This is a genomic window from Streptomyces xanthii (assembly GCF_014621695.1).
Taxonomy (GTDB): Bacteria; Actinomycetota; Actinomycetes; order Streptomycetales; family Streptomycetaceae; genus Streptomyces; species Streptomyces xanthii.
In genome coordinates this window covers 7,305,796-7,329,316 of record NZ_CP061281.1, presented here as the reverse complement: position 1 = coordinate 7,329,316, position 23,521 = coordinate 7,305,796, and the positions used below count along the sequence as shown (strand labels likewise).

Genomic DNA, 23,521 nt, shown 5'->3' with positions numbered 1-23,521 from the left:
CCCGGTCGGCAGACCTCCCGGCGGAGCGGGCGGTCTGCCGACCGGAGTCGGAGCGGGTCAGGCCGGCTGGGGCCGGCGGGACGGGGTCCAGCCAGGACCCGGCACCGCTGCGCGGAGCTGGCGGGTGTACGGCTCCTGGGGGGCGGCCAGGATCCGGTCCGTCGGGCCCTCCTCGACGACCTTGCCGCCGCACATCACCAGAGCCCGGTCGCTGATCTGGTGCACGACGGCGAGGTCGTGCGAGATGAACACGTAGGCGATGTCCCGCTGTTCACGGATGTCGGCCAGCAGGTTGAGGATCTGGGCCTGGATGGAGACGTCCAGGGCGGCCACCGCCTCGTCGAGGACGAGCACCCGGGGCTCGACCGCGAGCGCGCGGGCGATGGCGACGCGCTGACGCTGTCCGCCGGACAGTTGCGCGGGACGCATGGTCAGGTGCCGCTCGGCCAGACCCACCGACTCCAGCAACTCGGCCGCCCGCGAGCGCCGTTCCTCCGCGGGGAGCGGAAAGTGCAGGGCCAGCGCCGTCTCGATGACGTCGCCGACCTTCTGCAGCCGGTCGAGCGAGGCGTACGGGTCCTGGAAGACGATCTGGATCTCGCGGGCCCGGCGCCGCCGCTCGCGGGAGGCGACGCGCCGCGCGGCGGGCCGCTCCCGCCCGCACACGGTGAGCGTGCCCGCGTCCGGCTTCTCGAGCCCGAGCAGCATCCGGGCGACGGTCGTCTTGCCGGAGCCGGACTCGCCCACGACGGCGAGGGACTCCCCCGCCGCGAGCGTGAAGGAGACGTCGTCGACGGCGACCGCCTCGCCGTAGGTCTTGCGCAGGCCCACGGCCTCCAGCACGTTCTCCTTCACGGGCTCCGTCACATGCTCCTTCTCAAGGGGCTGGTTCACCATGCGGAGACCTCCTCGGCGCGCAGGCACGCGACGCGCGTACCGTCGGACAACTCCCGCTCCTCCGGCTGCTGTCGCTCGCAGTCGGGCTGGACGTGGGGACAACGCGGGGCGAACGAGCACCCGGGGCCCGCCTCCCGCGCCTCGAACGCGGCCACGGGCCGGCCGGGGATGACGGGGAGCCGGCGGACCCGCTCCTCCAGGCTCGGCCGGGACTGCAGCAGACCGGCCGAGTAGGGGTGCCGGGGGCGCTCGGTGAGGGCCTGGGCCGGCTGGGTCTCGACGGTGCGCCCGGCGTACATGACGGCGAGCCGGTCGCAGGTGGCGGCGGCCAGTTCGAGGTCGTGGGTGATGAGAAGCAGGGCCAGGCCGCGTTCCCTGCGGGCCTCGTCGAGGATCGCCATGACCTCGGACTGGGCGGTGACGTCGAGGGCGGTGGTCGGTTCGTCGGCGAGCACGAGGTCGGGCTCGGCGGCGAGGACGGAGGCGATCATGACGCGCTGGAGCAGTCCGCCGGACAGTTCGTGCGGGTGCTGGCGCAGCCGCCGCGCCCCGTCGGGGATGCCCACGTCGGCGAGAAGGGCGATGACCTTGCGTTCGGCCTCGCGGCGGTTGATCCCGCGTTCGGTGACGAGGGCCTCGGTGAGGAAGTCGCCGATGGTGTGGACGGGATTGATGTGGGCCCGGGGGTCCTGGAAGATCATGGCGACGCGGCGGGCCCGCAGGGCGCGCAGTTCGCGCCGGCCGAGTCCGGAGACGTTCTGCCCGTCGAAGACGATGTCGCCGTGGACGCGGGCGCCGGGCGGGGTGAGTCCGATGACGGCGCGGGCCGTCATGGACTTGCCGGAGCCGGACTCGCCGACGAGGCCGACGGCTTCGCCGGGGCAGATGGTGAGGTCGACGCCGTCGACGATGACGCGGCGTTCGGCGTCCTTGGCGCGCTGTCCTTCGGCCCGGTACGGGACGTCGAGGCGGAAGCCGCGCAGGGCGAGCAGGGGCGTGCCCTCGGCGGGGCGCGGCTGCTGCGTGGCAGTGGTGGTGTCGGTCATCGGTTCTTCTCCAGCCGGTCGCCGAGGAGGTTGACGGCGCAGACCACGAGGGCGATGGCGGCGCCGGCCGCGACGGCCTCGATCGCGTTGCCGCGCATCGCGCTGTCCAGGCCGGACTTGACCATGAGTCCCCAGTCGGCGGTGGGCGGCTGGACGCCGAGGCCGAGGAAGGAGATCGCGGCCAGGTCGATGACGGCGTAGCCGAGCGCGGACACGGACTGGGCGATGACGATGGGCCGCAGGTTGGGCAGCAGGTGCCGCAGGCAGATGGTGAGGGCGGGCCGGCCCTGCACCCAGGCGGCGGCGATGTAGGGCAGGGCGCGTTCGCGCAGGGCGGCGCCGCGCACGACGCGGGCGACGTACGGCGTGTAGGCAACGGTGAGGCCGATGACGACCGGGGTGAGGCCGGGGCCCATGACGGCGACGGCGACGAGGGCGAACACGATGCCGGGCACCGCGAACAGGACGTCGAGGATGCGCGAGACGACGGTGTCGACCCAGCCGCCGCACCAGGCGGCGGTGATGGCGAGGGCGGTACCGGCGACGGCCGAGATCGCGATGATCAGGACGGGTCCGAGCAGGGTGGGGCGGGCGCCCCAGACGAGCCGGGACAGCACGTCGCGGCCGAGCGCGTCGCCGCCGAGCCAGTGCTCGGGGGTGGCGAAGGCGAGGGTGTTGAAGAGGTCGGGCAGGTCGGGGTCGTAGGGCGCCACGATCGGGGCCGCGAGGGTGAGGGCCACGACGAGGGCGAGCACGAGGGCGGCCGCCCGGGCCAGTGGGTCGCGCGGCACCGCTCTGCGGGTCGCGGCGAGCTTCGAGGTCAGCACGGTGGTCATCGGGCCATCCGGGGGTCGAGGACGGAGTAGAGGAGGTCGACGACGAGGTTCACGACGACGAAGGCGCCGACGAGGACGAGGACGACGGCCTGGACGACGGCGAAGTCGCGCTGCATGATCGCGCGGACGAACAGGGAGCCGATGCCGTCGAGGGCGAAGACGTTCTCGACGACGACGGCGCCCGCGAGGAGACCGGCCACGGTGAGGCCGATGACGGTGGTGACAGGCACCGCCGCGTTGCGCAGGACGTGCTTGCGCACGATGAGGGACTCGGCGAGGCCGCGGCTGCGGGCGGTCTCGACGTGTTCGCGGCCCATCTCCTCGCGCACGGAGGCGCGGGTGATGCGGGCGAGGTAGGCGGCCGAGCCGAGGGCGAGGGTGAGGGCGGGCAGGGTCAGGTGGTGCACCCGGTCGAAGAAGCCCTCTCCGGCGCCGAAGACGGGGAACCAGCCGAGTCCGCGGGCGAAGACGATGACGAGGACGACGCCGATCACGAAGACGGGCGTGGCGAGGAACAGGGAGGAGACGCCGCTGACCAGGGTGTCGGTGCGGCCGCCGCGCAGGGCGGCGAGGCTGCCGGCCGCGAGGCCGCCGACGACGATGAGCACGGACGCGTAGGCGACGAGCCAGAGGGTGGTGGCGACCCGGCCGGCGAGCAGCGCGGTGACGTCCTGGCGGTAGACGAGGGAGCGGCCGAAGTCGCCGCCGAGCGCGTCACCGAGCCAGTTGAAGTACCGCACGACGAACGGGTCGGCGAGGTGGTACTGGGCGCGGATGGCGGCGATCTGTTCGGCGGTTCCGGTGCGGTTGCCGAGCAGGAAGGACATCGGTCCGCCGGGGACCAGGTACAGCAGCCCGTACACGAGGAACGAGGCCACGAGGAGCACGGCGGCGAGGCCGACCAGTCTCAGGAGCACGAATTTCACAGTGGCGTTCATAAGGGTCAGCGCCCTCCCAGTCCGGTGGCCCAGGGGTAGTACAGGTAGGGGAAGGACGCGACGGCGCCCGTCACGCGGTCGCTCATGTAGAGGATGACCGGCAGGTTGTTCATGGGCATCCAGGTCACGTCCTCGGCGACGGCGCGCTCGATGCGGGTGATGATCTGGGCGCGCTCGGCCGGGTCGGAGGCGGCGCGGGCCTTCTGGACGTCCTTGTCGACCTTGTCGAAGCCGCTGAAGTTCGTGCGGCCGCCGGCGAGGAAGACGGTGTAGGCGTCGAGCGGGTCGGGCACGTTGCCGTACCAGGTGGAGAGGAAGGCGTCGATGCCGCGGCGGGACTTGGCGTCGCTGTAGAGGTTGCCGTACTGCTCGACGGGGATGACGCGGATCTCGATGTCCAGGCCGAGCTGCTTGCCGGTGGCCTTGATGAGGTTGCCGGTCTGTTCGTGGACGGCGGAGCTGCCCTGGACGCCGATGGTGATCTTGCCCTTGGCGGCGGGTCCGGCCTCCTTCACGAGGGCCTTGGCCTTGTCGAGGTCGGCCTTGCCGTGCGGCAGCGACTCGTACGTCTTGCGGAAGGTCTCCTTCTCGTAGCCCCAGGACGGCGGTCCCGCGAGGGCGTGCTCGGCGGGGGCGGTGCCCTGGAAGACGGCAGAGCCGAGGGCGCCGCGGTCGAGGGCGGCGGAGAGCGCCTGGCGCACCTTGACGTTGCCGTACGGTCCGGACTTGGTGGCGCCGAGCAGGGCCCAGTAGGCCAGTGAGCGGCCGAGGGTGACGGTGCCGGTGGGCGAGTTCTGGAGCTGGCCGAGGGCGGCGGGCGGGAGGTAGAAGTACTGGCCGTCGACCTCGCCGGAGCGCAGCGCGTTCACGGCGGTGGTCTCGTCGGCGATGAACCGGAACGTCAGCTTCTTGGACAGGGCGCGGTGCGCGCGGTCCCAGTAGTCGTCGTTGCGGGTGATGGTGAGGGAGTCGCCGGAGCGCCAGCGGGTGAACTTGAAGGGGCCGGTGCACATGACGCCCTGCTTCGGCGTGCCGAAGTCCTCGCCGGCGCGCTTCATCTGGGCCTTCTGTTCGACGGCGCCGGCGCCGGTGGCCATGGCCTGGTTGAACAGGGCGTCGGGCTGCTTGAGCGTGACGGTGACCTGGAGCGGTCCGGTGGCCTTGATGGCGGACACGTTCTGGTAGTAGTCGCCCCACCAGGTGCCGAGCTTCGGGTCGAGGTGCCGGCTGAGGCTGGCGGCGACGTCCTCGGCGGTGAGCGGGGTGCCGTCCCAGAACTTCACGTTCTCGCGGATCGTGTAGACCCACTTCTTCGGGCTGGGGTTCTCCGCCTTGGTGGCGAGGCCCGGCTTGATCTCGAAGTCGGGGGTGAGGCGCAGCAGGCTGTCGCAGAGGTTGGCGAGGACCGTGTTCTCGGCGTAGTTGAAGGACTTGATGGGGTCCAGGCCCTGGGGCTCGTACGGCAGGTTCCAGGTGATGGAGTCCAGCGGTTTGGTGGCCTTGGGCGTGGTGGTCTTCAGGTCGAGGGCGACGGCGGGGCGCAGATCGCCGGGGCCGCCGCCGCAGGCGGTGAGGGCGGCGGTGAGCAGGAGCGCGAGGGCGCCGGTGAGGATCGGACGGCGTCCGGTCATGCGGGGCCTCCTGGGAGGAGTGTGCCGTTACGGGCGATGACGCGTCCGGCGCGGACGACGACGCTGGGCGCCGTCCGGCGGACGATGGCCTCGGCGACGGAGGGTGCGTCGACGAGGACGAGGTCGGCGGGCTCGCCGGGCCGGAAGCCGACCCGGTCGAGTCCGAGGAGGTCGGCGCCCTGGTCGGCGACGAGCCGGTAGCAGGCGGCGAGTTCGTCGTCGGTACGGGCGTCGGTGCGGTAGGCGAGCAGGTGGGCCCGGTCGAGCATCTCGGCGTTGCCGAACGGGCTCCACGGGTCGCACACCCCGTCGGAGCCGACGGCGACCCGGGCTCCGGCGCGGGTGAGGGCCGCGTGCGGGACGACGGGGTCGGCGCCGAGCGCGCAGGTGGTGACGGCCACCCCGGCGCCGGCGAGCAGGTCGGCCATGGCGGTGAGTTCCGGGCCTTCGAGCTCGGCGAGCGCGAAGGCGTGGCTGACCGTGACGCGTCCGGCGAGGCCGAGGGCGGTGGTGCGGCGGGCGATCTCGGTGATCTGGTCGAGGCCCGAGGCGCCGCCGTCGTGGAGGTGGATGTCCAGTTCGACGCCGCGGCGCTCGGCGAGGCCGAAGAGGAGGTCGAGCTGGCCGTCGCGGTCGCCGTCGACGCCGACGGGGTCCAGTCCGCCGACGAGGTCGGCGCCCTCGTCGAGGGCCTTCTCCAGGAGGACGTCGGTGCCGGGGGCCGTCAGGACTCCGAGCTGCGGGAACGCGACGATCTGCACGTCGAGGAGGTGGGCGCGGGCGTCGGCGGCGGCGCGCAGTCCGCGCACGTTGTCGAGCCCGTACTGCGGGGCGACGTCGGCGTGGGCGCGCATGGCGCGGGTGCCGTGGGCGATCGCGTGGTCGAGCAGGGCGCCCGCGCGTTCGGCGACCGGGGCCATGTCCGCGCGGACGGAGGCGTCGTAGGCGATGAGCCCGGCGAGCGACTCGGTGGGTTCGCGGCTGAGCCAGGGGCCGCCCCAGGTGGTCTTGTCGGGGTGTATGTGGGCGTCGACCGGGGCGGGGAGCGCAAGCATCCCGCCACCGTCGAGCACCTCTTCGATCACGTCTGCGGTGGTGTCCCGGACGAAGCGTCCGTTGTGTATCACCAGGTCACGGGCGGTTTCCCCGAGGGGACGCACGCCTTCGATCCGCAGGTGGTGGTACCGCTCCATCCAGTCATCTCCCGTGTGTCTTCGCGGGGTTGCCGAGGTGACGGATAGAGTTATCAGATGTCTGATGTTTGGTGAAGGGGTTGCGCAGGCACGGTTCGGAACGTGGACGCGGGAACCGCCCGGAGCACGGGCGGGGGCAGGACGCATAATCAGCTGAGGCGCCCGGGCGCCGGAGATCACGACAGGCGGGGAGACATGAAGAGCGTCGGACGCAAGTCCTTGGTGGACGCGGTGATCACCGAGCTGCGGCAGGAGATCACCAGCGGCCGCTGGCAGGTCGGCGAGAAGATCCCCTCGGAGAGCTCACTGGCCCAGACGCTCGGGGTGAGCCGGCTCTCGGTCCGCGAGGCGGTGCGCGCGCTCGTGCACACCGGGCTCCTCGCGACCCGGCAGGGCGACGGCACCTACGTCACGGCGGCGGACGAGTCCGCGGTGGCGCTCGGCCGCATGCTCGCGGACGCCGCCGACCGGGACGTGGAGGAGGTGCGCCGGGGCCTCGATCTGGTGGCGGCGCGGCTCGCGGCGCGGCGCCGCACCGAGGAGGACGTGAAGGAGCTGCGCGAGATCACCGAGCGACGCCAACAGCACTTTGACGCCGGGGAGTTGAAGGAGTTCGTCGACGCCGACATCGATTTCCACCTGTGCGTCGCACGAGCCGGCCACAACCCCCTCCTGGTGGACCTCTACGGGCATCTGAGCACGGCCCTGCGCGACACGGTCCTGGCGGACGACATGCGCCACTCGACGAGCGAGGCCCACCGCGCACTCCTCGACGCGATCGCGGCGGCGGACCCGACGGCGGCCGACGCGGCGGCGAACGCGATCCTCGACGCCTGACCCGCCTCGCTCCGGCACGCGCCCGGGCGACCGCTGCGCAGGCCGATCGCGACGATCTTCGACGCCCTGAAGCCGCCGGGCCCGCGACGCTCCTCGCTCCCCGAGCCGGGACGCGCCGCGGCGATCCGGCGGATGCGGCAGCACCGACGACTCCCCCTGGATCCGTCACCGGGCGGGGCCGCACACGGGAGCTCCGGGGGCCGACGCCACCCGTCCCCCCGCCCGGCGGCACGGTGCACCACACCGCACCGCGCCAGATCCCCCCGTGACGGACCCGGGCGGTCAGGTGCGACCTCCAAGTCCGCCCAGCGGCCCGGTGCTCCCGGCACACCGAAGCCGCCCGATGCCACCCCACCGCCGCCCGCCGACGCGGGGCACGACACCATGCCGAAGCCGCCCAGCATCACGCCTCCGCAGTCCGCCTACGGGGTACCACGCTGCGACGACGCCGACCGGTCCACCCGTGGAGACCGGCCCGCCCGGCACACCGAAGCCGCTCGGCGGCACCCCCTCCGCCCCGGGCCGAGCAGCGTCGGCACGCCCGGTCGCGATCGGCCGCGTGAGGGGCGGCGCCGCCCGTCATGTACCCGGCCCAACCGCGCGGCACGCGCTACGGCGTGCCGATGAGGTCGCCGAGGCGGGTGGCGAGCCAGGGGCGGCGGCCGCCTGCTCGCATGCGGCCCGTGGCCACCGCCTTCCAGATCGGGACGCGCCGGAACGAGACGAGGAGGAACGTGACGGGGTCGGCCGTGATGCGGCAGTCGTAGCGGCGCGGCGGCGCGTCCCGGACGACGGTCGCGCTGCCGTCCTCGACGACGACGGCGAGCCGGGGACCGCCCTTGAGCGCGAGGTCGAAGGCGATGCGCACGCCGCGCGCCTTCGCCGCGTCCACCGCCATCGGCATCACCGTCGGCATGAACTGCCCCAGTACGAGGGCGGCTTCGTGCGGGGCGACGGGCCACCGGGCGCCGGTGCCGCGCGTGAGGTCGAGCCCGTGCACGAGGCTCTCGCTGAGCATCAGTCCGGTGACGGCCGAGAGCGGGAACGTGACGCTCTCCCCGTACCAGGGCGCGGCGACCGGCGTGTCCGGGGCGAGCCCCTCGGTGGCGCTCAGGAACTCGGCGCCGCGCCGCGCCAGCAGATCGGCGAGGCCGGCCCGCTCGGCGGGGTCGAGCAGCGCGACGGCGCGGGCGTTCAACGCGCTGATGCGGTCGACGAGCGGGGCGTCGCCGGCCTCGTCGCCGGGCAGCACGGCGTCCCAGGGGATCTCCTCACCGGTGAAGGCGGCGCCGCAGGCCAGGTACACGGCCGCGAGGTGCGCGCCGACGTCGCCGACGGTCCAGCCGGGCAGGCCCGAGGCGGCGTCCCGGTCGGGGGCGTCCCGCACGGCGGCGACGACGCGGGCGAGCACACCGGTGAGCGCAGCGCGGGTCCGCTCGTGCTCGACGACGGGATCGAAACGCGTGACCGTGTCCATACCACTCCCCTGGTCGCGACCGGGCCGGGCCCGCACATTACCGCCCGGTAGGCGTGCGCGTCAGGGGTTCGCGGGGCCCAGATGCCCTCAACTCCCTTGCGCGGAAGGCTGATAGAAAAGGATCATGTCCAACTCAGCAGCGTCCGGCACCGACGCACTCGACCCCCTGGCCCGGCTGCTCGCCGAGCGCGCCTGCGAGCGCCTCGTGCTCGACCTCGTACGCCGTCTCGATCTCGGTGAACCCTCCACGGTCGCCGAGCTGTTCACCGAGGACGGTGTGTGGGAGTGGCCCTACGACGGGCGGCGCGTGGAGGGCCGGGAGGCGCTGCGGGCGTACTTCGGCGGGCGTCCCGCCGACCGGCTCTCGCGCCGGCTGTGCACGAACGTCCTGGTGACCGTCGACTCCCCCGACACCGCGTCGGCGACCACGTACTTCGCGACGTACCGCGTCGACGGGTACACGCAGGGCACGATGGTGTCGACCCGGCTGCCGTCGAACGTGGGCCACTACGAGGACCGCTTCCGCCGGGTCGACGGGGAGTGGCTGCTCGCGCACCGGGTGCTCGTGCTGCCGTTCGGCGGCGAGACGGAACACCTGGGCGGCCGCCCGGAGAAGGGCTGACGGGCGGGCCGGTTCAGCGCAGGGTGATGTGCGGTTCGAAGGCGTCGAGGAGGAGTTCGCGCATGCGGGCCGCGTCCATGTCGCCCGTACCGGCGAGGACTTGGATGGCGAGACCGTCGACCAGGCCGGTGAAGCGGGCGGCGAGGGCGTCGGCGTCCGCGCCCGCCGCCATGCCCTCCGCCTGACAGGTGCGGACGAGGTCGACGACGATCCGGCGCCAGCGCGCGTACACGTCCCGCTGACCGGCCCGCAGGGTAGGGTCCAGGATCGCCTCGTTCCAGGACTGGACCCACACCGACCACTCGTCGATGTCCTCGTCGGTCGTCGTCAGCTGTACGTCGATGAGGCGCCGCAGCTTCTCGACGGTGCTGCCGGCCGCCTCGAACTCGGCCTCCAGGCGGGTGTGGAAGCGGTCCGCGTAGAAGACGAGGGCGGCCCGCAGCGCCGCGTCCTTGGTCGGGAAGTGGTAGTGCACGGTGCCGGTGCTGGTGCCGCAGGCGCGGGCGATGTCGGCGACCCGGACCTTGTGGAAGCCGCGCCGGGCGATGAGCCTCGCGGTCGCCTCCAGGATCTGCGCCCGGCGCACGTCGGGCTCGACGGCGTCGGCCCTGCGGCGCGCGGCGGGCGCGCCCGCCTCCCCGCGCGGCGGGGCGGGCGGGCGTCCCTCGCCGGTGCGCAGATAGCGCTGGGAGACCTTGCCGACCTGCGCGATGGCGGCGATCTCGGCGTCACGCAGCCGGCGGGTGCCACGCAGCGCCTTGGAGAGCGCGGTCGGGTCCATGCCGACCCGGTCGGCGAACTCCCGCTGGCTCATGGGGGCGGCGAGGACCACCTCACGGGCCCGGTCCTGGATCGACGTCATCGCGCTGGGTCCGTTCAGCCTTCCGCCACAGATGCCTGGAGCGCGGCCACCACCTCGTCGGCGGCGCGCCGGCCCGACGACAGGGCGCCGTCGATGTAGCCGTTCCACACACTAGCCGTCTCCGTTCCGGCCCAGTGCAGCGTTCCGGTGGAGGTGCGCCAGCCGGAGCGCCCGTACCCGGTCCAGCCGCCGGGGGTCACGTACGCCTCGTACCCGCCGCGGGCGTACGGGTCCTCGGACCAGATCTTCTCCGTGTAGGCGAGCGGCCGTGCGGCACGATCGCCGACGACGGAGCCGAGGCTCGCGAGGGCCGCGTCCCGGCGGCCGGCGGCGTCGAGGTCGCTCCAGGCGGACAGGCGGTCGCCGTAGACGAAGCCGACGAGGACGCCGTGCGCGGCGTCGTGCGGGGAGTTGTCGAACACGACGCCTAGGGGCCCGTCGTCGTAGAGCGTGGCGATGCCGGACAGCCCCGCGTCGCGCCAGAAGGGTGTCTCGTACACGGCGTGGATCTTGGCGACGCGGCCCATGGGGCTGTGGGCGAGCCAGCCGTCGCGGGCCGCGGGGAGTTCGGGGGTGAAGCGCAGGGTGCGGACGGCCGGGGGCGGCAGGGCGATGACGGCGCGGCGGGCCTCGTAGACCGTGCCGGCGGTGTGGACGCGCACGCCGTCCGCGTCGTGCTCGACGGACAGGGCGCGGGTGCCGAGCCGGACGCGGTCGCCGAGCAGTTCGGCGACGGCGCGGGCGGGTCCTGCGGCGCCGGTGACGAAGCGGCTGTCCTGGGCGCAGTCGCGGGTCTCCATCAGCTGCTCGTAGCCGCCCGCGGCGGCGATGTAGAAGAGCACGTGGAACAGGGAGATCTCGTACGGTTCCGCGCACCACACGCCCTGGACGGCGAGGGCGAGCCGGCGCAGGGCGTCGGGGTCGGAGGTCTGCGCGCGGAAGAACGACTCGGCGGTCTGCGCGTCCCATTCGGCGCAGCGCGGCGTGCGCCAGGGTTCGGCGGTGTCGACGGTCAGGGCGAGCGCGTCGAGGAGCTCGGTGACGCGGTGGTAGTCGGCGATGCCGGGGCCGTCGGCGGGGGCCGCGCCCAGGTAGGGCACGCCGGTGCCGTCGTGCCACACCTCGATGTGCTTGCCGGTCTCCCAGGTGGGGAAGGTGGCGCAGCCGAAGCGGTCGGCGAGGGCGCGCAGCCGGGTCTGGGTCGGGCCGACCCACTGGCCGCCGTGGTCGACGGTGACCGCCGCGCCGCCGGTGCCACTGTCCAGGGTCTCGGTGAGGACGCGCCCGCCGACCCGGTCGGAGGCCTCGACGAGGACGAAGTCCACGCCCTGGTCGTGTAGTTGGAGGGCGGCGGCGAGTCCCGCATAGCCACCGCCCACGACGACGACCTCGGTCTCGACGAGGTCCCATTCGCTCTGTTCCCACATGCCGACCGAGCATGGAGCAAGACTGAACGATCCGTCAATCGTTGCGATGGAGCTTGTCCGGAAGCCTTGACACGCCCGACCGCTTCAGCATCATTGACCCACGCATCAGTCTTGCGATGCGTCCTCCGGAGAAACACCGCGCAAGCCACCCGGACATCTACCCCGGACAGGGGGTTCGACCATGGCAACCACTCCGCCCACGACGAGCTCGTCGTCGGGCCGCGGCCTGCGGGCCGGCGCGCTCGGCCTGACCGCGAGCCTCATCCTCTCGGTGGCCTCGGCCGCCCCCGCGTACAGCCTCGCCGCCACCCTCGCCTTCATCGTGGCGTTCGTCGGCTTCCAGGCCCCCTCGATCGTGCTCCTGGCCTTCGTGCCGATCCTGTTCGTCTCCTTCGGCTACGCGGCGCTCAACCGCCAGGAGCCCGACTGCGGGACCATCTTCACCTGGGCCACCCGTGTGCTCGGCCCGCGCGCCGGCTTCTTCGGCGGCTGGGCGATCATCAGCTCGTTCGTCCTGGTGATGGCGAGCCTCGCGCAGGTCGCCGGCCAGTACGTGTTCATCCTCGTCGGCGCCCGCGGCATCGGCGCCGACGCGTCGAGCCCCTGGGTGCTGCTCGTGGGCCTCGGCTGGATCGGCCTGATGACGGCCGTGTGCTACCGCGGCATCGAGGTCGCGGCGGCCGTCCAACGGGTCCTGCTCTTCCTCGAGTTCGGCATGCTCGCCGTCTTCTCCGTCGTCGCGCTCGTCCGCGTATACAGCGGGAACGCGGGGCCCGGAGCGCACCGGCCCAGCCTGTCCTGGCTCAACCCGTTCGAGATCGCCTCCCCCAGCGCCTTCGTGAGCGGCCTCGTCCTGATGCTGTTCATCTACTGGGGCTGGGAGACCGCCGTCACCGTCAACGAGGAGACCGCGGACCGGCACCGCACACCCGGCCGTGCCGCGATCGCCTCCACGGTGATGCTGCTCGGGCTGTATCTCGTGGCGACCGTCGCGACGCTGGCGTTCGCGGGCATCGGCACGAGCGGTGTCGGGCTCGGCAACCCGGACAACTTCGGCGACGTGTTCTCCGCGATCGGCCACTCCGTCTTCGGCGACAGCGGACTCGGCTCGTTCCTGTGGCACCTGCTCGTCCTGATGGTGCTGTCGTCCGCCGCCGCCTCCACCGAGACGACCGTCCTCGCGCTCGGCCGCACGATGCTCGCCATGGGTGACCGCGGCGCCGCCCCGCGGGTCTTCGCCCGGGTCCACCCGCGGTACAGGATCCCGCAGTTCGCGACGATCGCCACCGGCGTGGCGGGCGCGCTCGCCTACGTCGTCATGAACTTCCTGAGCGACGGCCTGGTCATCGGCGACGCCGTCTCCTCCTGCGGCCTCATGATCGCCTTCTACTACGGGCTCACCGGCATCACCTCCGCCTGGGCGCACCGGGACCGGTGGCGGTCCGGCGCCGGTGACCTGTGGCTGCGGCTCGTGCTGCCCGGGCTCGGCGGCCTGATGCTCGTCGCCGCCGGCGTGTGGAGCCTGAAGAACGACTGGGACCCGGTGAACAGCTACACGTCGTGGACCCTGCCCGTGCCCCCGCACTGGCACATCGGCGGCGTCTTCGTGATCGGCGCGGGCACGCTCCTGCTCGGTCTGCTCCTGATGTGGGCCTACGCGCGCGTCTCCCCCGCGTTCTTCGCCCTCAAGGCCGGGGCACCGGTCCCCGAACAGGAGCGGGAGCCCGCGCAGCCGGCCGTCCCCAACTGACGCCGCCCGAACCCCTCTTCCGCCTTCTCTCGACCAGGGAGCCGCTCCATGCCGTACACCGTCCGTGACGCACCCGACCTCTCCCCCGAACAGCGCGATCTGGTGCGGCTCGCCCGCGACTTCGCCGCCGCTGAGATCCGGCCCCGGGCCCGCGAGGTGGACGACGCGCAGACCGTCTCCCCGCTCGACCTGTGGGCGAAGGCCGCGGAGACCGGACTGAGTTCCTTCATGATCCCCGCCGCGTACGGGGGCGGCGGCGTGACCGACCTGGTGACGCAGGCGCTCGTCCAGCAGGAGCTGTGCCACGGCGACATCGGCATCGGCAACCTGCTGACCTCCAGCGGCTTCTTCGCCGCCCCGGTCCTCGAACTGGGCACCGAGGAGCAGAAGGAGCGCTGGCTGCGCCCGCTGACGACGGACGCGCCGCCGCTCACCGCGCTCGCCGTCACCGAGCCCGACCGCGGCTCGGACGCGGCGGGCATCCGCACCCGCGCCGTCCGCAAGGACGACCACTACGTGCTCAGCGGGCAGAAGACGTGGATCTCCAACGCCCCTTACGCGGAGCGGTTCGTGGTGTTCGCGACGGTGGACCCGGCGCTGCGGTCGCGGGGGGTGACGGCGTTCGTCGTGGAGCGGGACGCGCCCGGGGTCACCGTGGGCAGGCCGATGCGCAAGATGGGGCAGCGGGCGATCGTCAACGCCGAGGTGTTCCTCGACGAGGTCGTCGTACCGGTCGCGGACCGGCTCGGCGCGGAGGGCGAGGGCTTCTCGGGCCTGATGCGCACCTTCGACGCCTCCCGCGTCCTGATCGGCGCGTCCTGCACGGGCCTGTGCCGGGCCGCGCTCGACCTGGCCGTGGGGTACGCGCGGGAGCGGGAGCAGTTCGGGGTGCCGATCATCGAGCACCAGGCGGTCGCGTTCCGGCTCGCCGACATGGCGGTCCGCACGGACGGCGCCCACCTGGCGACGATGCGGGCGGCGCGGCTGTTCGACGCGGGGCTGCGGGTGACCGCCGAGGCGGCGACGGCGAAGCTGGTCGGCTCCGAGAGCGCGATGTTCGCCACGTGGGCGGCGGTGCAGACGCTGGGCGGCTGGGGGTACGCGCAGGAGTACCTGGCCGAGAAGTGGATGCGGGACGCCAAGCTGGAGGAGATCGAGGAGGGCACCTCGGACATCCAGCGGCTCATCGTCTCCCGCGCCCTCGCGAAGCCGTGAGCGGCCTCGGCGTGTTCCGCGACCCGCGCTCCGTGGCGGTCGTGGGCGCGAGCGACCGGCCCGAGAAGTGGGGGCACTGGCTGGCCCGCGGGGCGCTCACGGGCCGGCACCGGCGGCGGGTGCACCTCGTGAACGCGCGGGGCGGCGAGGTGCTCAGCCGCCCCTGTCACCGCGACCTGGACGCGCTGCCCGAGGTGCCCGAGCTGGTCGCCTTCGCGGTCCCGGCGGCGGCGCTGGCCGACGGCGTCGCGCGGGCCACCGGCCTCGGGGTGCCGGGCCTGCTCGCGATCACCGCGGGCGTCCCGGACGAGGCGGGCCTGGCGGCGACGGTCGCGGCCGGGCCGTCGACCCGGCTGCTCGGACCCAACTGCCTGGGTGTGTACGACGCGGCGGCCGAACTGTGCCTGGCGTGGGGCTCGTTCACGCCGGGCGGCCTCGCGGTGGTGTCGCAGAGCGGGCAACTGGGCCTGGAGATCGCCGGGGCGGCGGCGTCGGCGCGAATCGGGGTGTCCCGGTTCGTGTCCGTCGGCAGTCAGCTCGACGTGACGGCGGCGGAGGTCCTCGACGACCTCGCCGACCACGCGGCCACCCGGGTCGTCGCCCTCTACCTGGAGAGCTTCGGGGACGGCGAGCGGCTGCTCGGCACGCTCGACCGGCTGCGGCGCGCGGGCAAGCACGTCCTGGTCCTCACCGTGGGCGCCAGCGGCGCCGCGCGACGCACGGCCCTGTCCCACACCGGCTCGATGACCTCCGGCGTCGACGTCGTGGACGCCGCGTGCCGCGCGGTGGGCGCGGTCCGCGTCGACACCCCGGCCCAACTCGCGGACACCGCACAGCTGTTGATGCGCTCCCGGCCGGTGCGCGGGCCGCGCGTCGCGATCGTGGCGGACAGCGGCGGTCAGGCCGCGGTCGCGGCGGACACGGCGGCCCGGCTCGGCCTCGACGTGACCCCCTTCCCTCCGGCGCTGAGGCACCACCTGGCCCGGCGCCTGCCGTCCCAGTCCGCCGTCACCAACCCGGTGGACCTCGCGGGCGCCGGCGAGCAGGACCTCACCACGTACGCCTCCACGGTGACGGCGGCCGCCGCGGCCGGCGTCGCGGACGCCGTCGTCCTCAGCGGCTACTTCGGCAGTTACGGCCGGGACATCCCCGCGCAGCAGCCGGCGGAGTCCGCCGCCGCACGCGAACTCGGCGCCGTGGCCGCCGAGCACCGGGTGCCGGTCGTGGTGCACTCGATGGCCGAAGACACGGACACCATCGGGGAGTTGCGGGACGCGGGCGTGCCCACGTACCGGGACGTCGAGGGGGCGCTCCGGGCGGTGGCGACGGCAGGGCGCCTGGCAGAAGCGCCACTGCGCCGGGCGCCGCGTACGGAACCGGCGGGCGTGGACGTGACGGCCGGCGCCGGCGGCCGCGGGTACGGGGCGGCGCGTGAACTGCTGCGCGCCGCCGGTGTGGCCTTTCCCCGGGCCGTCGTACTGGCCCCGGGAGTCACGGACCCGCGCCCGCTCGTCGCCGGCCTCACCGCGCCGTTCGTCCTCAAGGCGGACTGGCTGGAGCACAAGACGGAGCAGCAGGGTGTCGTCCTCGGGCTGCGCACCGCGGACGAACTCGCCGCCGCCCACGCCGACATGGTGGAACGGCTGGGCCAGCACCGGTTCGTCGTGGAGGAGATGGACCCGCGCCCCGGAGTGGTGGAGCTGCTCGTGGCCGCGCGGCGGGATCCGTCGTTCGGACCCGTCGTGGTCGTGGGTGCGGGTGGGGTCCGGGCCGAGCTCGACCCGGATCTGGCGCTCGAACTGGCCCCGTGCACGGCGGCGACGGCGCGGGCCATGCTGCGGCGGCTGCGCGTCGCTCCGCTGCTCGACGGGTGGCGCGGCGCGCCGCCTCTCGACGTCACGGCGCTCGCCGAGGTGATCGTCACGGTCTCCCGGCTGCTCGCGGCCCGCCCCGAACTCGCCGAGATCGAGCTCAACCCGGTCCGCGTGGCGGCGACGGGCGCCCTGGCCGTCGACGCCCTGATCGTCCCCTCCTCCCCGCGCACCGGATAACGGCTCGCGCCCCGCGCACGGGCCCGGCACCATGGAACTCCGCGACAAGGGGGGTCCCGAGGCATGGCCGCACCGCAGGGTTTCGCGTACGAGGAACGGGCCGACGGCACCGTACGCATCACGCACCACCACCGCACGGCGACCGTGCTGCGCGGGGACCGGGCCGCGCGATTCGTGCGCGAGGCCGAGAGCGGGGATCCGCAGCTCGTGATGGCCCGCTGGACCGGCAACTACCGCAGGGGCAACGAGCGCACGGCCCGCAGTCACCCCCGCCATGCCCGCTGAGTCCGAACCGGCCGGGCACGGCGTGTACGTCGCGTGGGGCCCGGCCGGCGCGGCCCGCCTCGCCCCGCGCGTCGTCTGCCTGGTCGTCGTCGACGTGCTGTCGTTCACGACGGCGGTGACCGTCGCCGTGGCGGCGGGGACCCGCGCGTACCCCTACCGGTGGCGGGACGCGGGCGCGGCGGAGTTCGCGGAGCGGGTCGGGGCCCGCCTGGCCGTCGGGCGGAGCGCGCTCGGCCCCGGCACCCCGTGGTCGCTGTCCCCCGCGTCACTGCGCCGCGCACCCTTCACCCCGCGGCTCGTGCTCCCGTCCCCCAACGGCTCGACCGTCGCGGCCGCCGCCGCTGCCGGGACCCTCGTGGTCGCCTCGTGCCTGCGCAACGCGTCGGCGGTCGGCCGCCGGCTGACCGCCGAGGGCCTCGGCACTCCGGAGCGGCCGGTCGCGGTGATCGCGGCCGGCGAGCGCGCGGCCGACGGCACGCTCCGGCTCGCCGAGGAGGATCTGCTCGGCGCGGGCGCCACCGTCGCCGCGCTCGAGGCCGTCCGCCCGGCCCCGTCCGCGGTCCGGGCCCGGGACGCCTTCCTCCGCACCCCCGACGTCCGCGCGGCGGTCGCCGACTGCCCGTCCGCGCACGAGCTGTACGGCTACGGGTTCCGCGAGGACGTGGAGATCGCGACGGAGGCCGACACGGCGCCGGTCGTACCGGTCCTGGTCGACGGCGCGTTCACGGACGAGGCCCCCGTCCCTCGCGTCAGCGCCCCTTGAGTTCCCGACCGTCGTTCCCCGCCCTTGAAAGGGAGTTCCGCGTCATGCCCGACACCAGCCCGTCCGCTCTCGGCCCTCGTGAGGTCCTGGCCCGCTACCGGCAGGCCATGCTCGACCTGTCCGCGGACGACCTCGCCGACCTGTACGCGGTCGACGCCGTCCACGAGTTCCCGTTCCTCTTCCCCGGTATGCCCGAGCGCTACGAGGGACGCGAGGAAGTTCGCGCGGGCTACCGGGCGGCCTGGGGTGCGAGCCCGGCCCGGCCGCGGGAGATCCGTGAGGTCGCCGTGCACGAGGGTGCCGACGGGGAGGTGCTCGTCGTCGAGCAGATCGTCTCGGGGACCTTCGCCACGACCGGCCGGTCCTTCGACTTCCCCGGTCTGCTCGTGATCCGGGTCCGCGACGGCCTGATCGTCCACGTGCGTGACTACATGGACGGGCTCGGGGTGGCGCACGCGACGGGCCGGCTGACCGCCGTGGCGGCGGGGCTCGGCGCCCCCTCCTGAGCCGCCGGCGCCGGGGACGCGTCCGGCTAGGCGGACCGTCCCCGCTCGCCCGGTGACGAGCGCAGGTCGGCGAGCAGCTCGGCCTGGTTGCTGAGGACGCCGGAGAGGATGGTGCGGGCGACCCGGAGCAGTTCGGCCACGTGAGGGCTGGTCAGGGAGTAGTAGACGTTCGAGCCCTCCTTGCGGGTCACCACGAGGTTCGCCCGGCGCAGCACCGCGAGCTGCTGGGAGAGGTGGGCGGGCTCGATGCCCACCTCGGGGAGCATCTCGGCGACCGCGTGCTCGCGCTCGCTCAGCAGCTCGAGGACCCGGATGCGTGCCGGGTGGCCGAGCGTCTTGAAGAACTCGGCCTTGAGTTGGTACAGGGGTGTGCTCATCGCCGGCGCCCCCGGCTGCCGCGGTCCCCGCGCCCAGAAATCGTCACCATGGGCCTATCTTCGCGCGTCGCGGCGGCCGCGTGGACCGGCCCCCCGGTGCCTCGGGGCGCGTCAGCCGGCCCAGCCCTCGGTGCGCCACTCGTGCGGCTCGTCGGCGCCGCCGTCGCGGGGCGCGTGCGCGGCGAGCGCGGCGTGCAGGTCGCAGTGCACGGGAATGGCGGGGCAGTCTCCGCTCGGGACGAGGGAGCCGTCCGCCGGGATCGCCGCGAGCTCCATGGCCCGGCCGCAGTCGGCGAGCCGGCGGGCGGCCGCGACGATGGCCAGCTGCCCCTCGGTGGACCAGCCGCGCAGCTCCGTCAGGTCGACGACGACGGGCCCGGAGCCGCGTGCCACGACCCAGCCGACGGCGCCGGTGAACCGGTGGGCGGCCTCCGGGCCGAGGTGTCCGGACACGGAGAGGATGCCCAGGTCCTGCTCGATGCGGTAACGCCATTCGATGGTCATGGTCCTCGTCCACTGCCTTTCGTACGCCGCCGCGACGGCGGGCCCCGGTGCGCGCGTCGCGTCACAGGGGCAGGGTGATCCAGATGCTCTTGCCCTGGCCGTCCGCGTCGCCGCGGACGACGGCGCTGCCGCCCAGTCCATGGGTCAGCTCCATGACGGTGCCCAGTCCGCCGCCGGGTGAACCGGCGGCGGCCTCGTGCAGCGAGGGCCGGTCGGGGTGCCGGTCGTGGACGCCGAACGCGAGGCAGTCGGCGCCGCCCGCGAAGACGACCGTGACGGTCGGCGCGAGGGCCGCGGCGTGCCGGACGCTGTTGGTGACGAGCTCGCTGAGTATCAGCAGGGCGGGGTCGACGGCGGGGTGGCCCGGGTTGACGCCCCATTCGGCGAGGACCATCTGCGCGGTCTCGCGGGCGAGGCGTACGGCGGAGCCCTCGGCGGGCACGGTGAGGGCATGGCGCAGCGGCATGGACCGGTTCGGCGTGTTCACCGGGCGGCTCCGGGGGCCGTGAGCCGGAATCCGGTGACGGTCTGCGGGCGGACGCGGAGCACCGCGTCGTGCGGTCCGTGCGCCCAGCCGGGCAGGACGCGCCGGTAGTGGGCGGCCTCGTGGGGCTCGGTGACGGTGTCGACGGGGCCGGTCACGGTGACGGTCCAGCCCTCTCCGGTCCGCTCGTCGACCTCGTCGACGTGGTACGAGACGGCGCCGGGCAGGACGCCGACGGCGGCGGGCGCGCGCACGAGCAGCCGACCGGTGCCCCACAGGTGCCGGGCGGGCCGGACGACGGCCTGGTCCCGGCGGACGTAGACGAGGCGTCCCCGGCTGCTGCCTTCGAGGAGCCACAGGGCCTCCGCGCCGGAGACCTCGACCATGCGCGGTGTCGCGCCCGGTCCGGTGCTCATCGGGCCGTCCCCTCGCCGACGGCGGCCGCGCGCGGGCCGGGCAGGACGCCGGTGTGCTCCAGGTGGGCGCGGGCGGCGGCGATCGCCTCGGGCGTCGTCGCGTACTCGTGGCCGTCGCCCAGGAGCAGGGGCAGCGCGCCGACGGACTCCAGGACGCGGCGGTGTGCGGGTCTGATGCCGGAGGCGAGGACGGTGATGCCGCGTCTGCCGAGCTTCTCGACGGCGTCCTTGAGGACGAGCGCGCCGGTCGCGTCCATGGTGGTCACCCGGCTCATGCGCAGGACGACGACGCGCACGTCGGCGACCTCGGCGAGTTCCAGCAGGAAACGGTGGGCGGCGGCGAAGAACAGCGGCCCGTCGATCCGGTACGCCACGATGTGCTCGGCCAGCAGCGCGTGTTCCTCGGCGCTGTGGTCGCCCCGGTCGAGCGGTACCTCGTCGAGCCTGGCCTGGCCCGCGATGGCGCGCAGGGCGAGCAGTCCGGCGACGGCGAGCCCGATGAGGACCGCGTGGACGAGGTCGAGGGCGAGGGTGGCGACGGCGGTCAGGACGAGGATCAGGGCGTCGGAGCGGGTGGCCCGGGCCATGGCGCGCAGGGAGCCGACCTCGACCATGCGGATCGCGGTGGCGAGCAGCACTCCGGCGAGCGCCGCGAGCGGGATCTTCGAGACGAGCGGCGCCGCCGCGAAGACGATCACGGCGAGGACGGCGGCGTGGGTGAGCGCGGCGAGCCGTGATCCGGCGCCGGTGCGGACGTTGACGGCGGTGCGGGCGATGGCGCCGGTCGCGGGGACGCCGCCGAACAGGGGCGCCGCGATGTTCGCGAGGCCCTGCCCGAACAGTTCCCGGTCGGGGTCGTGCCGCCGTCCGACCGTCATGCCGTCGGCGACGGACGCGGACAGCAGGGATTCGAGGGCGGCGAGCGCGGCGACGGCGAGCGCCGAGGGCAGCAGGGTGCCGAGCGCGCCGAGGTCGAGGAAGCCGAGCGAGGGGGCGGGCAGCCCGGAGGGCAGCTCGCCGATGGGGGTGGCCGCGTCGAGGTGCGCGAGCTGGGCCACGAGCGTGGCGGCGAGGACGGCGACGAGGGAGAAGGGGACGGTGGGCCGCAGCCGGGTGCCGACGAGCATCAGCACGGCGACGCCGGCCGCGAGGGCGACGGCCGTCCAGTTCGGCGCGCGCAGGAACTCCTCGACGGCGCGCCGGGCCACGACGAGGACGCGGTCGCCCTCGGGCTTGGCGACACCCAGGGCGTTCGGCACCTGCTGGAGCGCGATGACGCCCGCGATGCCGAGGGTGAAGCCCTCGACGACCGGCGCGGGCACGTAGCTCATGTACTTGCCGGCGCGGGCCACGGCGAGCGCGACGAGGATCAGTCCGGCGACGAGGCCGACGGTGAGCACCCCGCCGGGCCCGTAGCGGGCGGCGATCGGCACGAGGACGACGGTCATGGCGCCGGTCGGCCCGGACACCTGCAGATTCGATCCGCCGAAGACGGCGGCGAGGGCGCCCGCGACGACGGCGGTGGCGAGGCCCGCCTCCGCGCCGAGGCCGGAGGAGACGCCGAAGCCGAGCGCGAGGGGCAGCGCGACGACGGCGACGGTGAGCCCGGCGAGCAGGTCGCGGCGCGGGTCACGGCGCACGTCGGCCAGGTCGGCGCGGTTCGGCAGCAGGGCGGTGACCCGGTCCGCGAGGGACCGGGCGCGACGGGTCGGTGTCATCGGGTACCGACCTCGGACTCCTGCAGCTCGGCCAGGAGTTCGCCCTGACCCGCGAGCATCTCGGTGAGGATCCGGCGGGCGGCCCGCATCAGGTCGGCGACGTCGCCGCCGGCGAGCGCGTACACGACGGTGGCGCCCTCGCGCCGGGAGCTGACGATGCCGGAGCGGCGGAGCACGGCGAGCTGCTGCGACAGCGCGGCGGGCTCGACCTCGATGGCGGCGAGCAGGTCGCGTACCGGTGTCGGACCGTCCTGGAGGAGCTCGAGGACCCGTATCCGCACGGGGTGACCGAGCATCCGGAAGAACTCGGCCTTGGCCTGATACAGCGGAACCGACACGTGGCTCCCCTCCCCGAACTTCCCGAACTTCGCGAGCTCCCGGACTTCCCGTCGTTCCCGGACCCGCCGGGACGACCGCTTCACCATCTAACGAATTGCATAATTTCGCAATTCCGCGACTGTCTACCTACACTCCCCCGGTGACTGAATCGCTTCCGCCCTGCCCCCAGTGCTCCAGTGCCTACACCTACGAGATGGGCGCCCTGCTCGTGTGCCCCGAGTGCGCCCACGAGTGGTCCCCCGCCTCCGGCGACGCCGCGTCCGGCGGCGCCGACGCCGAGCACGTCGTCAAGGACGCGGTGGGCAACGTGCTCTCCGACGGCGACACCGTGACCGTCGTCAAGGCCCTCAAGGTCAAGGGCAGCCCCTCGGGGATCAAGGCCGGCACCAAGGTGCGTAACATCCGCCTGGTCGCGGACGCCGTGGACGGCCACGACATCGACTGCAAGATCGACGGCTTCGGGGCCATGCAGCTCAAGTCGAGCGTGGTCAAGAAGGCCTGAGCCGAGGGGGAGCCCGTATGGGGGGCGTCGGATCGTGGACGGAGCGCGTCGTCGTGCGCGACGGGGTGCGTCTGGTGTGCCGGGACCGGGGCGGCGAAGGCCGTCCGGTCGTCCTGCTGCACGGCCTGGCGGGACATTCCGGCGAGTGGGACGTGCTGGCCGACGCCCTCGGCCCCCGGCACCGGGTGGTCGCCGTCGACCAGCGCGGGCACGGGGCCAGCGAGCGCCGTCCGGCGGACACCGCCCGGGCCGCGTACGTCGCGGACGTCGTCGCCGTCGTGGAGCACCTGGGCCTGGAGCGGCCGGTCCTGCTGGGTCAGTCGCTCGGCGGCCACACGGCGCTGCTCACCGCCGCCGCGCACCCGGACCTGCCGTACGCGCTCGTGCTCGTCGAGGCGGGCGCGGGCGGTCCGGGCACGGGGGTGCAGGCCGAGATCGGCGGCTGGCTGGAGTCCTGGCCGATCCCCTTCCCGTCCCGCGCGGCGGCCGCGGAGTTCCTCGGCGGCGGGCCGGTCGGGGAGGGCTGGGCCCGGGGGCTCGAGGAGCGGGACGGCGGCTGGTGGCCGCGGTTCGACGCCGACGTGATGGTCGCGTCCCTCGCGGAGATCGCCGAGCGGTCGTTCTGGACCGAGTGGTCGGCCGTCACCTGTCCGACGCTCGTGGTGCTCGGGCAGCACGGCATCATCGCGCCCGGCGAGGCGGACACCCTGCTCACGGCGCGGCCCCAGGTGCGGGCGCTGAGCGTCCCCGGCGCCGGTCACGACGTCCACCTCGAACACCCCGGGATCCTGTACGAGGCCATCCGTCGCTTCCTCGGCGAACTGGAGTCCTGACCGACCGGTAGG

General features: G+C 74.0%; 25 protein-coding genes. 10 read left to right on the top strand and 15 right to left on the bottom strand.

The features are described from left to right. Positions 1-57: 57 nt before the first annotated feature. From IAG42_RS33215 to IAG42_RS33190, 6 genes are read right to left on the bottom strand one after another with little or no spacing between them, the layout of a single operon-like run. Complete coding sequence (locus IAG42_RS33215) at positions 58-897, bottom strand: ABC transporter ATP-binding protein (RefSeq protein ID WP_188340656.1); 840 nt, start codon at positions 895-897, stop codon at positions 58-60. Beyond that, a complete protein-coding gene (locus IAG42_RS33210) occupies positions 891-1,943 on the bottom strand; it encodes an ABC transporter ATP-binding protein (protein ID WP_188340655.1) in 1,053 nt (350 codons plus the stop codon). The genes IAG42_RS33215 and IAG42_RS33210 overlap by 7 nt, the downstream gene beginning before the upstream one ends. Next, positions 1,940-2,779 carry an ABC transporter permease gene (locus IAG42_RS33205; RefSeq protein ID WP_188340654.1) on the bottom strand — a complete coding sequence of 280 codons (840 nt, stop codon included), beginning with the start codon at positions 2,777-2,779 and terminating at the stop codon, positions 1,940-1,942. Before IAG42_RS33205 ends, IAG42_RS33210 begins: the two co-directional genes overlap by 4 nt. Continuing rightward, positions 2,776-3,696, bottom strand: coding sequence for an ABC transporter permease (locus IAG42_RS33200; RefSeq protein ID WP_262928320.1), 921 nt, complete (start codon positions 3,694-3,696; stop codon positions 2,776-2,778). Before IAG42_RS33200 ends, IAG42_RS33205 begins: the two co-directional genes overlap by 4 nt. A gap of 26 nt (positions 3,697-3,722) precedes the next feature. Further along, on the bottom strand, positions 3,723-5,348 hold the full coding sequence (locus IAG42_RS33195) for an ABC transporter substrate-binding protein (protein WP_188340652.1): 1,626 nt from the start codon (positions 5,346-5,348) through the stop codon (positions 3,723-3,725). Continuing rightward, entirely contained in the window at positions 5,345-6,541 is a 1,197-nt protein-coding gene (locus IAG42_RS33190; RefSeq protein WP_188340651.1) for an amidohydrolase, read from the bottom strand. Before IAG42_RS33190 ends, IAG42_RS33195 begins: the two co-directional genes overlap by 4 nt. Before the next feature lie 195 nt (positions 6,542-6,736). On the opposite strand from IAG42_RS33190, the gene IAG42_RS33185 reads away from it, so the two are divergent. Then, entirely contained in the window at positions 6,737-7,378 is a 642-nt protein-coding gene (locus tag IAG42_RS33185) for a FadR/GntR family transcriptional regulator (RefSeq protein ID WP_188340650.1), read from the top strand. 610 nt (positions 7,379-7,988) lie between these two features. Here IAG42_RS33185 and IAG42_RS33180 read toward each other — a convergent pair. Further along, complete coding sequence (locus IAG42_RS33180) at positions 7,989-8,855, bottom strand: maleylpyruvate isomerase family mycothiol-dependent enzyme (protein ID WP_188340649.1); 867 nt, start codon at positions 8,853-8,855, stop codon at positions 7,989-7,991. Between the two features lie 124 nt (positions 8,856-8,979). Between IAG42_RS33180 and IAG42_RS33175 the strand changes: the two genes are divergently transcribed. Then, complete coding sequence (locus IAG42_RS33175) at positions 8,980-9,477, top strand: nuclear transport factor 2 family protein (protein WP_188340648.1); 498 nt, start codon at positions 8,980-8,982, stop codon at positions 9,475-9,477. Between the two features lie 13 nt (positions 9,478-9,490). On the opposite strand, the gene IAG42_RS33170 is transcribed toward IAG42_RS33175, so the two are convergent. Beyond that, the gene (locus IAG42_RS33170) at positions 9,491-10,339 is read right to left on the bottom strand and encodes a TetR/AcrR family transcriptional regulator (RefSeq protein ID WP_188340647.1); all 849 of its coding nucleotides are present in this window, start codon (positions 10,337-10,339) and stop codon (positions 9,491-9,493) included. Between the two features lie 14 nt (positions 10,340-10,353). After that, a complete protein-coding gene (locus tag IAG42_RS33165; protein WP_188340646.1) occupies positions 10,354-11,766 on the bottom strand; it encodes a flavin monoamine oxidase family protein in 1,413 nt (470 codons plus the stop codon). A gap of 181 nt (positions 11,767-11,947) precedes the next feature. Here IAG42_RS33165 and IAG42_RS33160 point away from each other — a divergent pair, with 181 nt between their 5' ends. The 6 genes from IAG42_RS33160 to IAG42_RS33135 all read left to right on the top strand — a co-directional run bounded on the left by IAG42_RS33160 (position 11,948) and on the right by IAG42_RS33135 (position 18,336). Continuing rightward, a complete protein-coding gene (locus IAG42_RS33160; RefSeq protein ID WP_188340645.1) occupies positions 11,948-13,516 on the top strand; it encodes an APC family permease in 1,569 nt (522 codons plus the stop codon). 48 nt (positions 13,517-13,564) lie between these two features. Next, positions 13,565-14,731, top strand: a complete 1,167-nt coding sequence (locus tag IAG42_RS33155) for an acyl-CoA dehydrogenase family protein (RefSeq protein ID WP_188340644.1) — start codon at positions 13,565-13,567, stop codon at positions 14,729-14,731. After that, positions 14,728-16,782 (top strand): acetate--CoA ligase family protein, encoded by a 2,055-nt coding sequence (locus IAG42_RS33150; RefSeq protein WP_223206264.1) that lies wholly within the window; start codon positions 14,728-14,730, stop codon positions 16,780-16,782. Before IAG42_RS33155 ends, IAG42_RS33150 begins: the two co-directional genes overlap by 4 nt. 63 nt (positions 16,783-16,845) lie before the next feature. Beyond that, on the top strand, positions 16,846-17,067 hold the full coding sequence (locus tag IAG42_RS33145; protein WP_188340643.1) for a hypothetical protein: 222 nt from the start codon (positions 16,846-16,848) through the stop codon (positions 17,065-17,067). Further along, complete coding sequence (locus IAG42_RS33140; RefSeq protein WP_188340642.1) at positions 17,057-17,830, top strand: 2-phosphosulfolactate phosphatase; 774 nt, start codon at positions 17,057-17,059, stop codon at positions 17,828-17,830. The genes IAG42_RS33145 and IAG42_RS33140 overlap by 11 nt, the downstream gene beginning before the upstream one ends. Before the next feature lie 44 nt (positions 17,831-17,874). Then, positions 17,875-18,336 carry a nuclear transport factor 2 family protein gene (locus IAG42_RS33135; RefSeq protein ID WP_188340641.1) on the top strand — a complete coding sequence of 154 codons (462 nt, stop codon included), beginning with the start codon at positions 17,875-17,877 and terminating at the stop codon, positions 18,334-18,336. Positions 18,337-18,362: 26 nt separating this feature from the next. On the opposite strand, the gene IAG42_RS33130 is transcribed toward IAG42_RS33135, so the two are convergent. From IAG42_RS33130 to IAG42_RS33105, 6 genes are all read right to left on the bottom strand, one after another. Further along, on the bottom strand, positions 18,363-18,713 hold the full coding sequence (locus IAG42_RS33130) for an ArsR/SmtB family transcription factor (protein WP_188340640.1): 351 nt from the start codon (positions 18,711-18,713) through the stop codon (positions 18,363-18,365). A 111-nt stretch (positions 18,714-18,824) separates the two neighbouring features. After that, the gene (locus IAG42_RS33125) at positions 18,825-19,217 is read right to left on the bottom strand and encodes an STAS domain-containing protein (protein ID WP_188340639.1); all 393 of its coding nucleotides are present in this window, start codon (positions 19,215-19,217) and stop codon (positions 18,825-18,827) included. Positions 19,218-19,278: 61 nt separating this feature from the next. Beyond that, positions 19,279-19,683: an ATP-binding protein gene (locus IAG42_RS33120; protein WP_394811294.1), complete on the bottom strand. Its 405-nt coding sequence runs from the start codon at positions 19,681-19,683 to the stop codon at positions 19,279-19,281. 17 nt (positions 19,684-19,700) lie between these two features. Then, positions 19,701-20,117, bottom strand: a complete 417-nt coding sequence (locus IAG42_RS33115) for a pyridoxamine 5'-phosphate oxidase family protein (RefSeq protein ID WP_188340637.1) — start codon at positions 20,115-20,117, stop codon at positions 19,701-19,703. Then, complete coding sequence (locus IAG42_RS33110; RefSeq protein WP_188340636.1) at positions 20,114-21,835, bottom strand: SulP family inorganic anion transporter; 1,722 nt, start codon at positions 21,833-21,835, stop codon at positions 20,114-20,116. The genes IAG42_RS33115 and IAG42_RS33110 overlap by 4 nt, the downstream gene beginning before the upstream one ends. Next, positions 21,832-22,173: an ArsR/SmtB family transcription factor gene (locus IAG42_RS33105; protein ID WP_188340635.1), complete on the bottom strand. Its 342-nt coding sequence runs from the start codon at positions 22,171-22,173 to the stop codon at positions 21,832-21,834. The genes IAG42_RS33110 and IAG42_RS33105 overlap by 4 nt, the downstream gene beginning before the upstream one ends. Positions 22,174-22,313: 140 nt before the next feature. Between IAG42_RS33105 and IAG42_RS33100 the strand changes: the two genes are divergently transcribed. Both IAG42_RS33100 and IAG42_RS33095 read left to right on the top strand, forming a co-directional pair. Then, entirely contained in the window at positions 22,314-22,676 is a 363-nt protein-coding gene (locus IAG42_RS33100; protein ID WP_188340634.1) for a zinc ribbon domain-containing protein YjdM, read from the top strand. A gap of 17 nt (positions 22,677-22,693) precedes the next feature. Further along, positions 22,694-23,509 (top strand): alpha/beta fold hydrolase, encoded by an 816-nt coding sequence (locus IAG42_RS33095; RefSeq protein WP_188340633.1) that lies wholly within the window; start codon positions 22,694-22,696, stop codon positions 23,507-23,509. Positions 23,510-23,521 lie beyond the last annotated feature (12 nt).

Excerpts from the sequence above, each read along its gene's own strand:
- IAG42_RS33110 (WP_188340636.1), bottom strand. The coding sequence starts at position 21,835 with ATGACACCGACCCGTCGCGCCCGGTCCCTCGCGGACCGGGTCACCGCC.
- IAG42_RS33170 (WP_188340647.1), bottom strand. The coding sequence starts at position 10,339 with ATGACGTCGATCCAGGACCGGGCCCGTGAGGTGGTCCTCGCCGCCCCC.
- IAG42_RS33165 (WP_188340646.1), bottom strand. The coding sequence starts at position 11,766 with ATGTGGGAACAGAGCGAATGGGACCTCGTCGAGACCGAGGTCGTCGTC.
- IAG42_RS33155 (WP_188340644.1), top strand. The coding sequence starts at position 13,565 with ATGCCGTACACCGTCCGTGACGCACCCGACCTCTCCCCCGAACAGCGC.
- IAG42_RS33115 (WP_188340637.1), bottom strand. The coding sequence starts at position 20,117 with ATGAGCACCGGACCGGGCGCGACACCGCGCATGGTCGAGGTCTCCGGC.
- IAG42_RS33205 (WP_188340654.1), bottom strand. The coding sequence starts at position 2,779 with ATGACCACCGTGCTGACCTCGAAGCTCGCCGCGACCCGCAGAGCGGTG.
- IAG42_RS33145 (WP_188340643.1), top strand. The coding sequence starts at position 16,846 with ATGGCCGCACCGCAGGGTTTCGCGTACGAGGAACGGGCCGACGGCACC.
- IAG42_RS33130 (WP_188340640.1), bottom strand. The coding sequence starts at position 18,713 with ATGAGCACACCCCTGTACCAACTCAAGGCCGAGTTCTTCAAGACGCTC.
- IAG42_RS33135 (WP_188340641.1), top strand. The coding sequence starts at position 17,875 with ATGCCCGACACCAGCCCGTCCGCTCTCGGCCCTCGTGAGGTCCTGGCC.
- IAG42_RS33120 (WP_394811294.1), bottom strand. The coding sequence starts at position 19,683 with ATGCCGCTGCGCCATGCCCTCACCGTGCCCGCCGAGGGCTCCGCCGTA.
- IAG42_RS33160 (WP_188340645.1), top strand. The coding sequence starts at position 11,948 with ATGGCAACCACTCCGCCCACGACGAGCTCGTCGTCGGGCCGCGGCCTG.
- IAG42_RS33185 (WP_188340650.1), top strand. The coding sequence starts at position 6,737 with ATGAAGAGCGTCGGACGCAAGTCCTTGGTGGACGCGGTGATCACCGAG.
- IAG42_RS33140 (WP_188340642.1), top strand. The coding sequence starts at position 17,057 with ATGCCCGCTGAGTCCGAACCGGCCGGGCACGGCGTGTACGTCGCGTGG.
- IAG42_RS33180 (WP_188340649.1), bottom strand. The coding sequence starts at position 8,855 with ATGGACACGGTCACGCGTTTCGATCCCGTCGTCGAGCACGAGCGGACC.
- IAG42_RS33175 (WP_188340648.1), top strand. The coding sequence starts at position 8,980 with ATGTCCAACTCAGCAGCGTCCGGCACCGACGCACTCGACCCCCTGGCC.
- IAG42_RS33190 (WP_188340651.1), bottom strand. The coding sequence starts at position 6,541 with ATGGAGCGGTACCACCACCTGCGGATCGAAGGCGTGCGTCCCCTCGGG.
- IAG42_RS33215 (WP_188340656.1), bottom strand. The coding sequence starts at position 897 with ATGGTGAACCAGCCCCTTGAGAAGGAGCATGTGACGGAGCCCGTGAAG.
- IAG42_RS33210 (WP_188340655.1), bottom strand. The coding sequence starts at position 1,943 with ATGACCGACACCACCACTGCCACGCAGCAGCCGCGCCCCGCCGAGGGC.
- IAG42_RS33195 (WP_188340652.1), bottom strand. The coding sequence starts at position 5,348 with ATGACCGGACGCCGTCCGATCCTCACCGGCGCCCTCGCGCTCCTGCTC.
- IAG42_RS33125 (WP_188340639.1), bottom strand. The coding sequence starts at position 19,217 with ATGACCATCGAATGGCGTTACCGCATCGAGCAGGACCTGGGCATCCTC.
- IAG42_RS33095 (WP_188340633.1), top strand. The coding sequence starts at position 22,694 with ATGGGGGGCGTCGGATCGTGGACGGAGCGCGTCGTCGTGCGCGACGGG.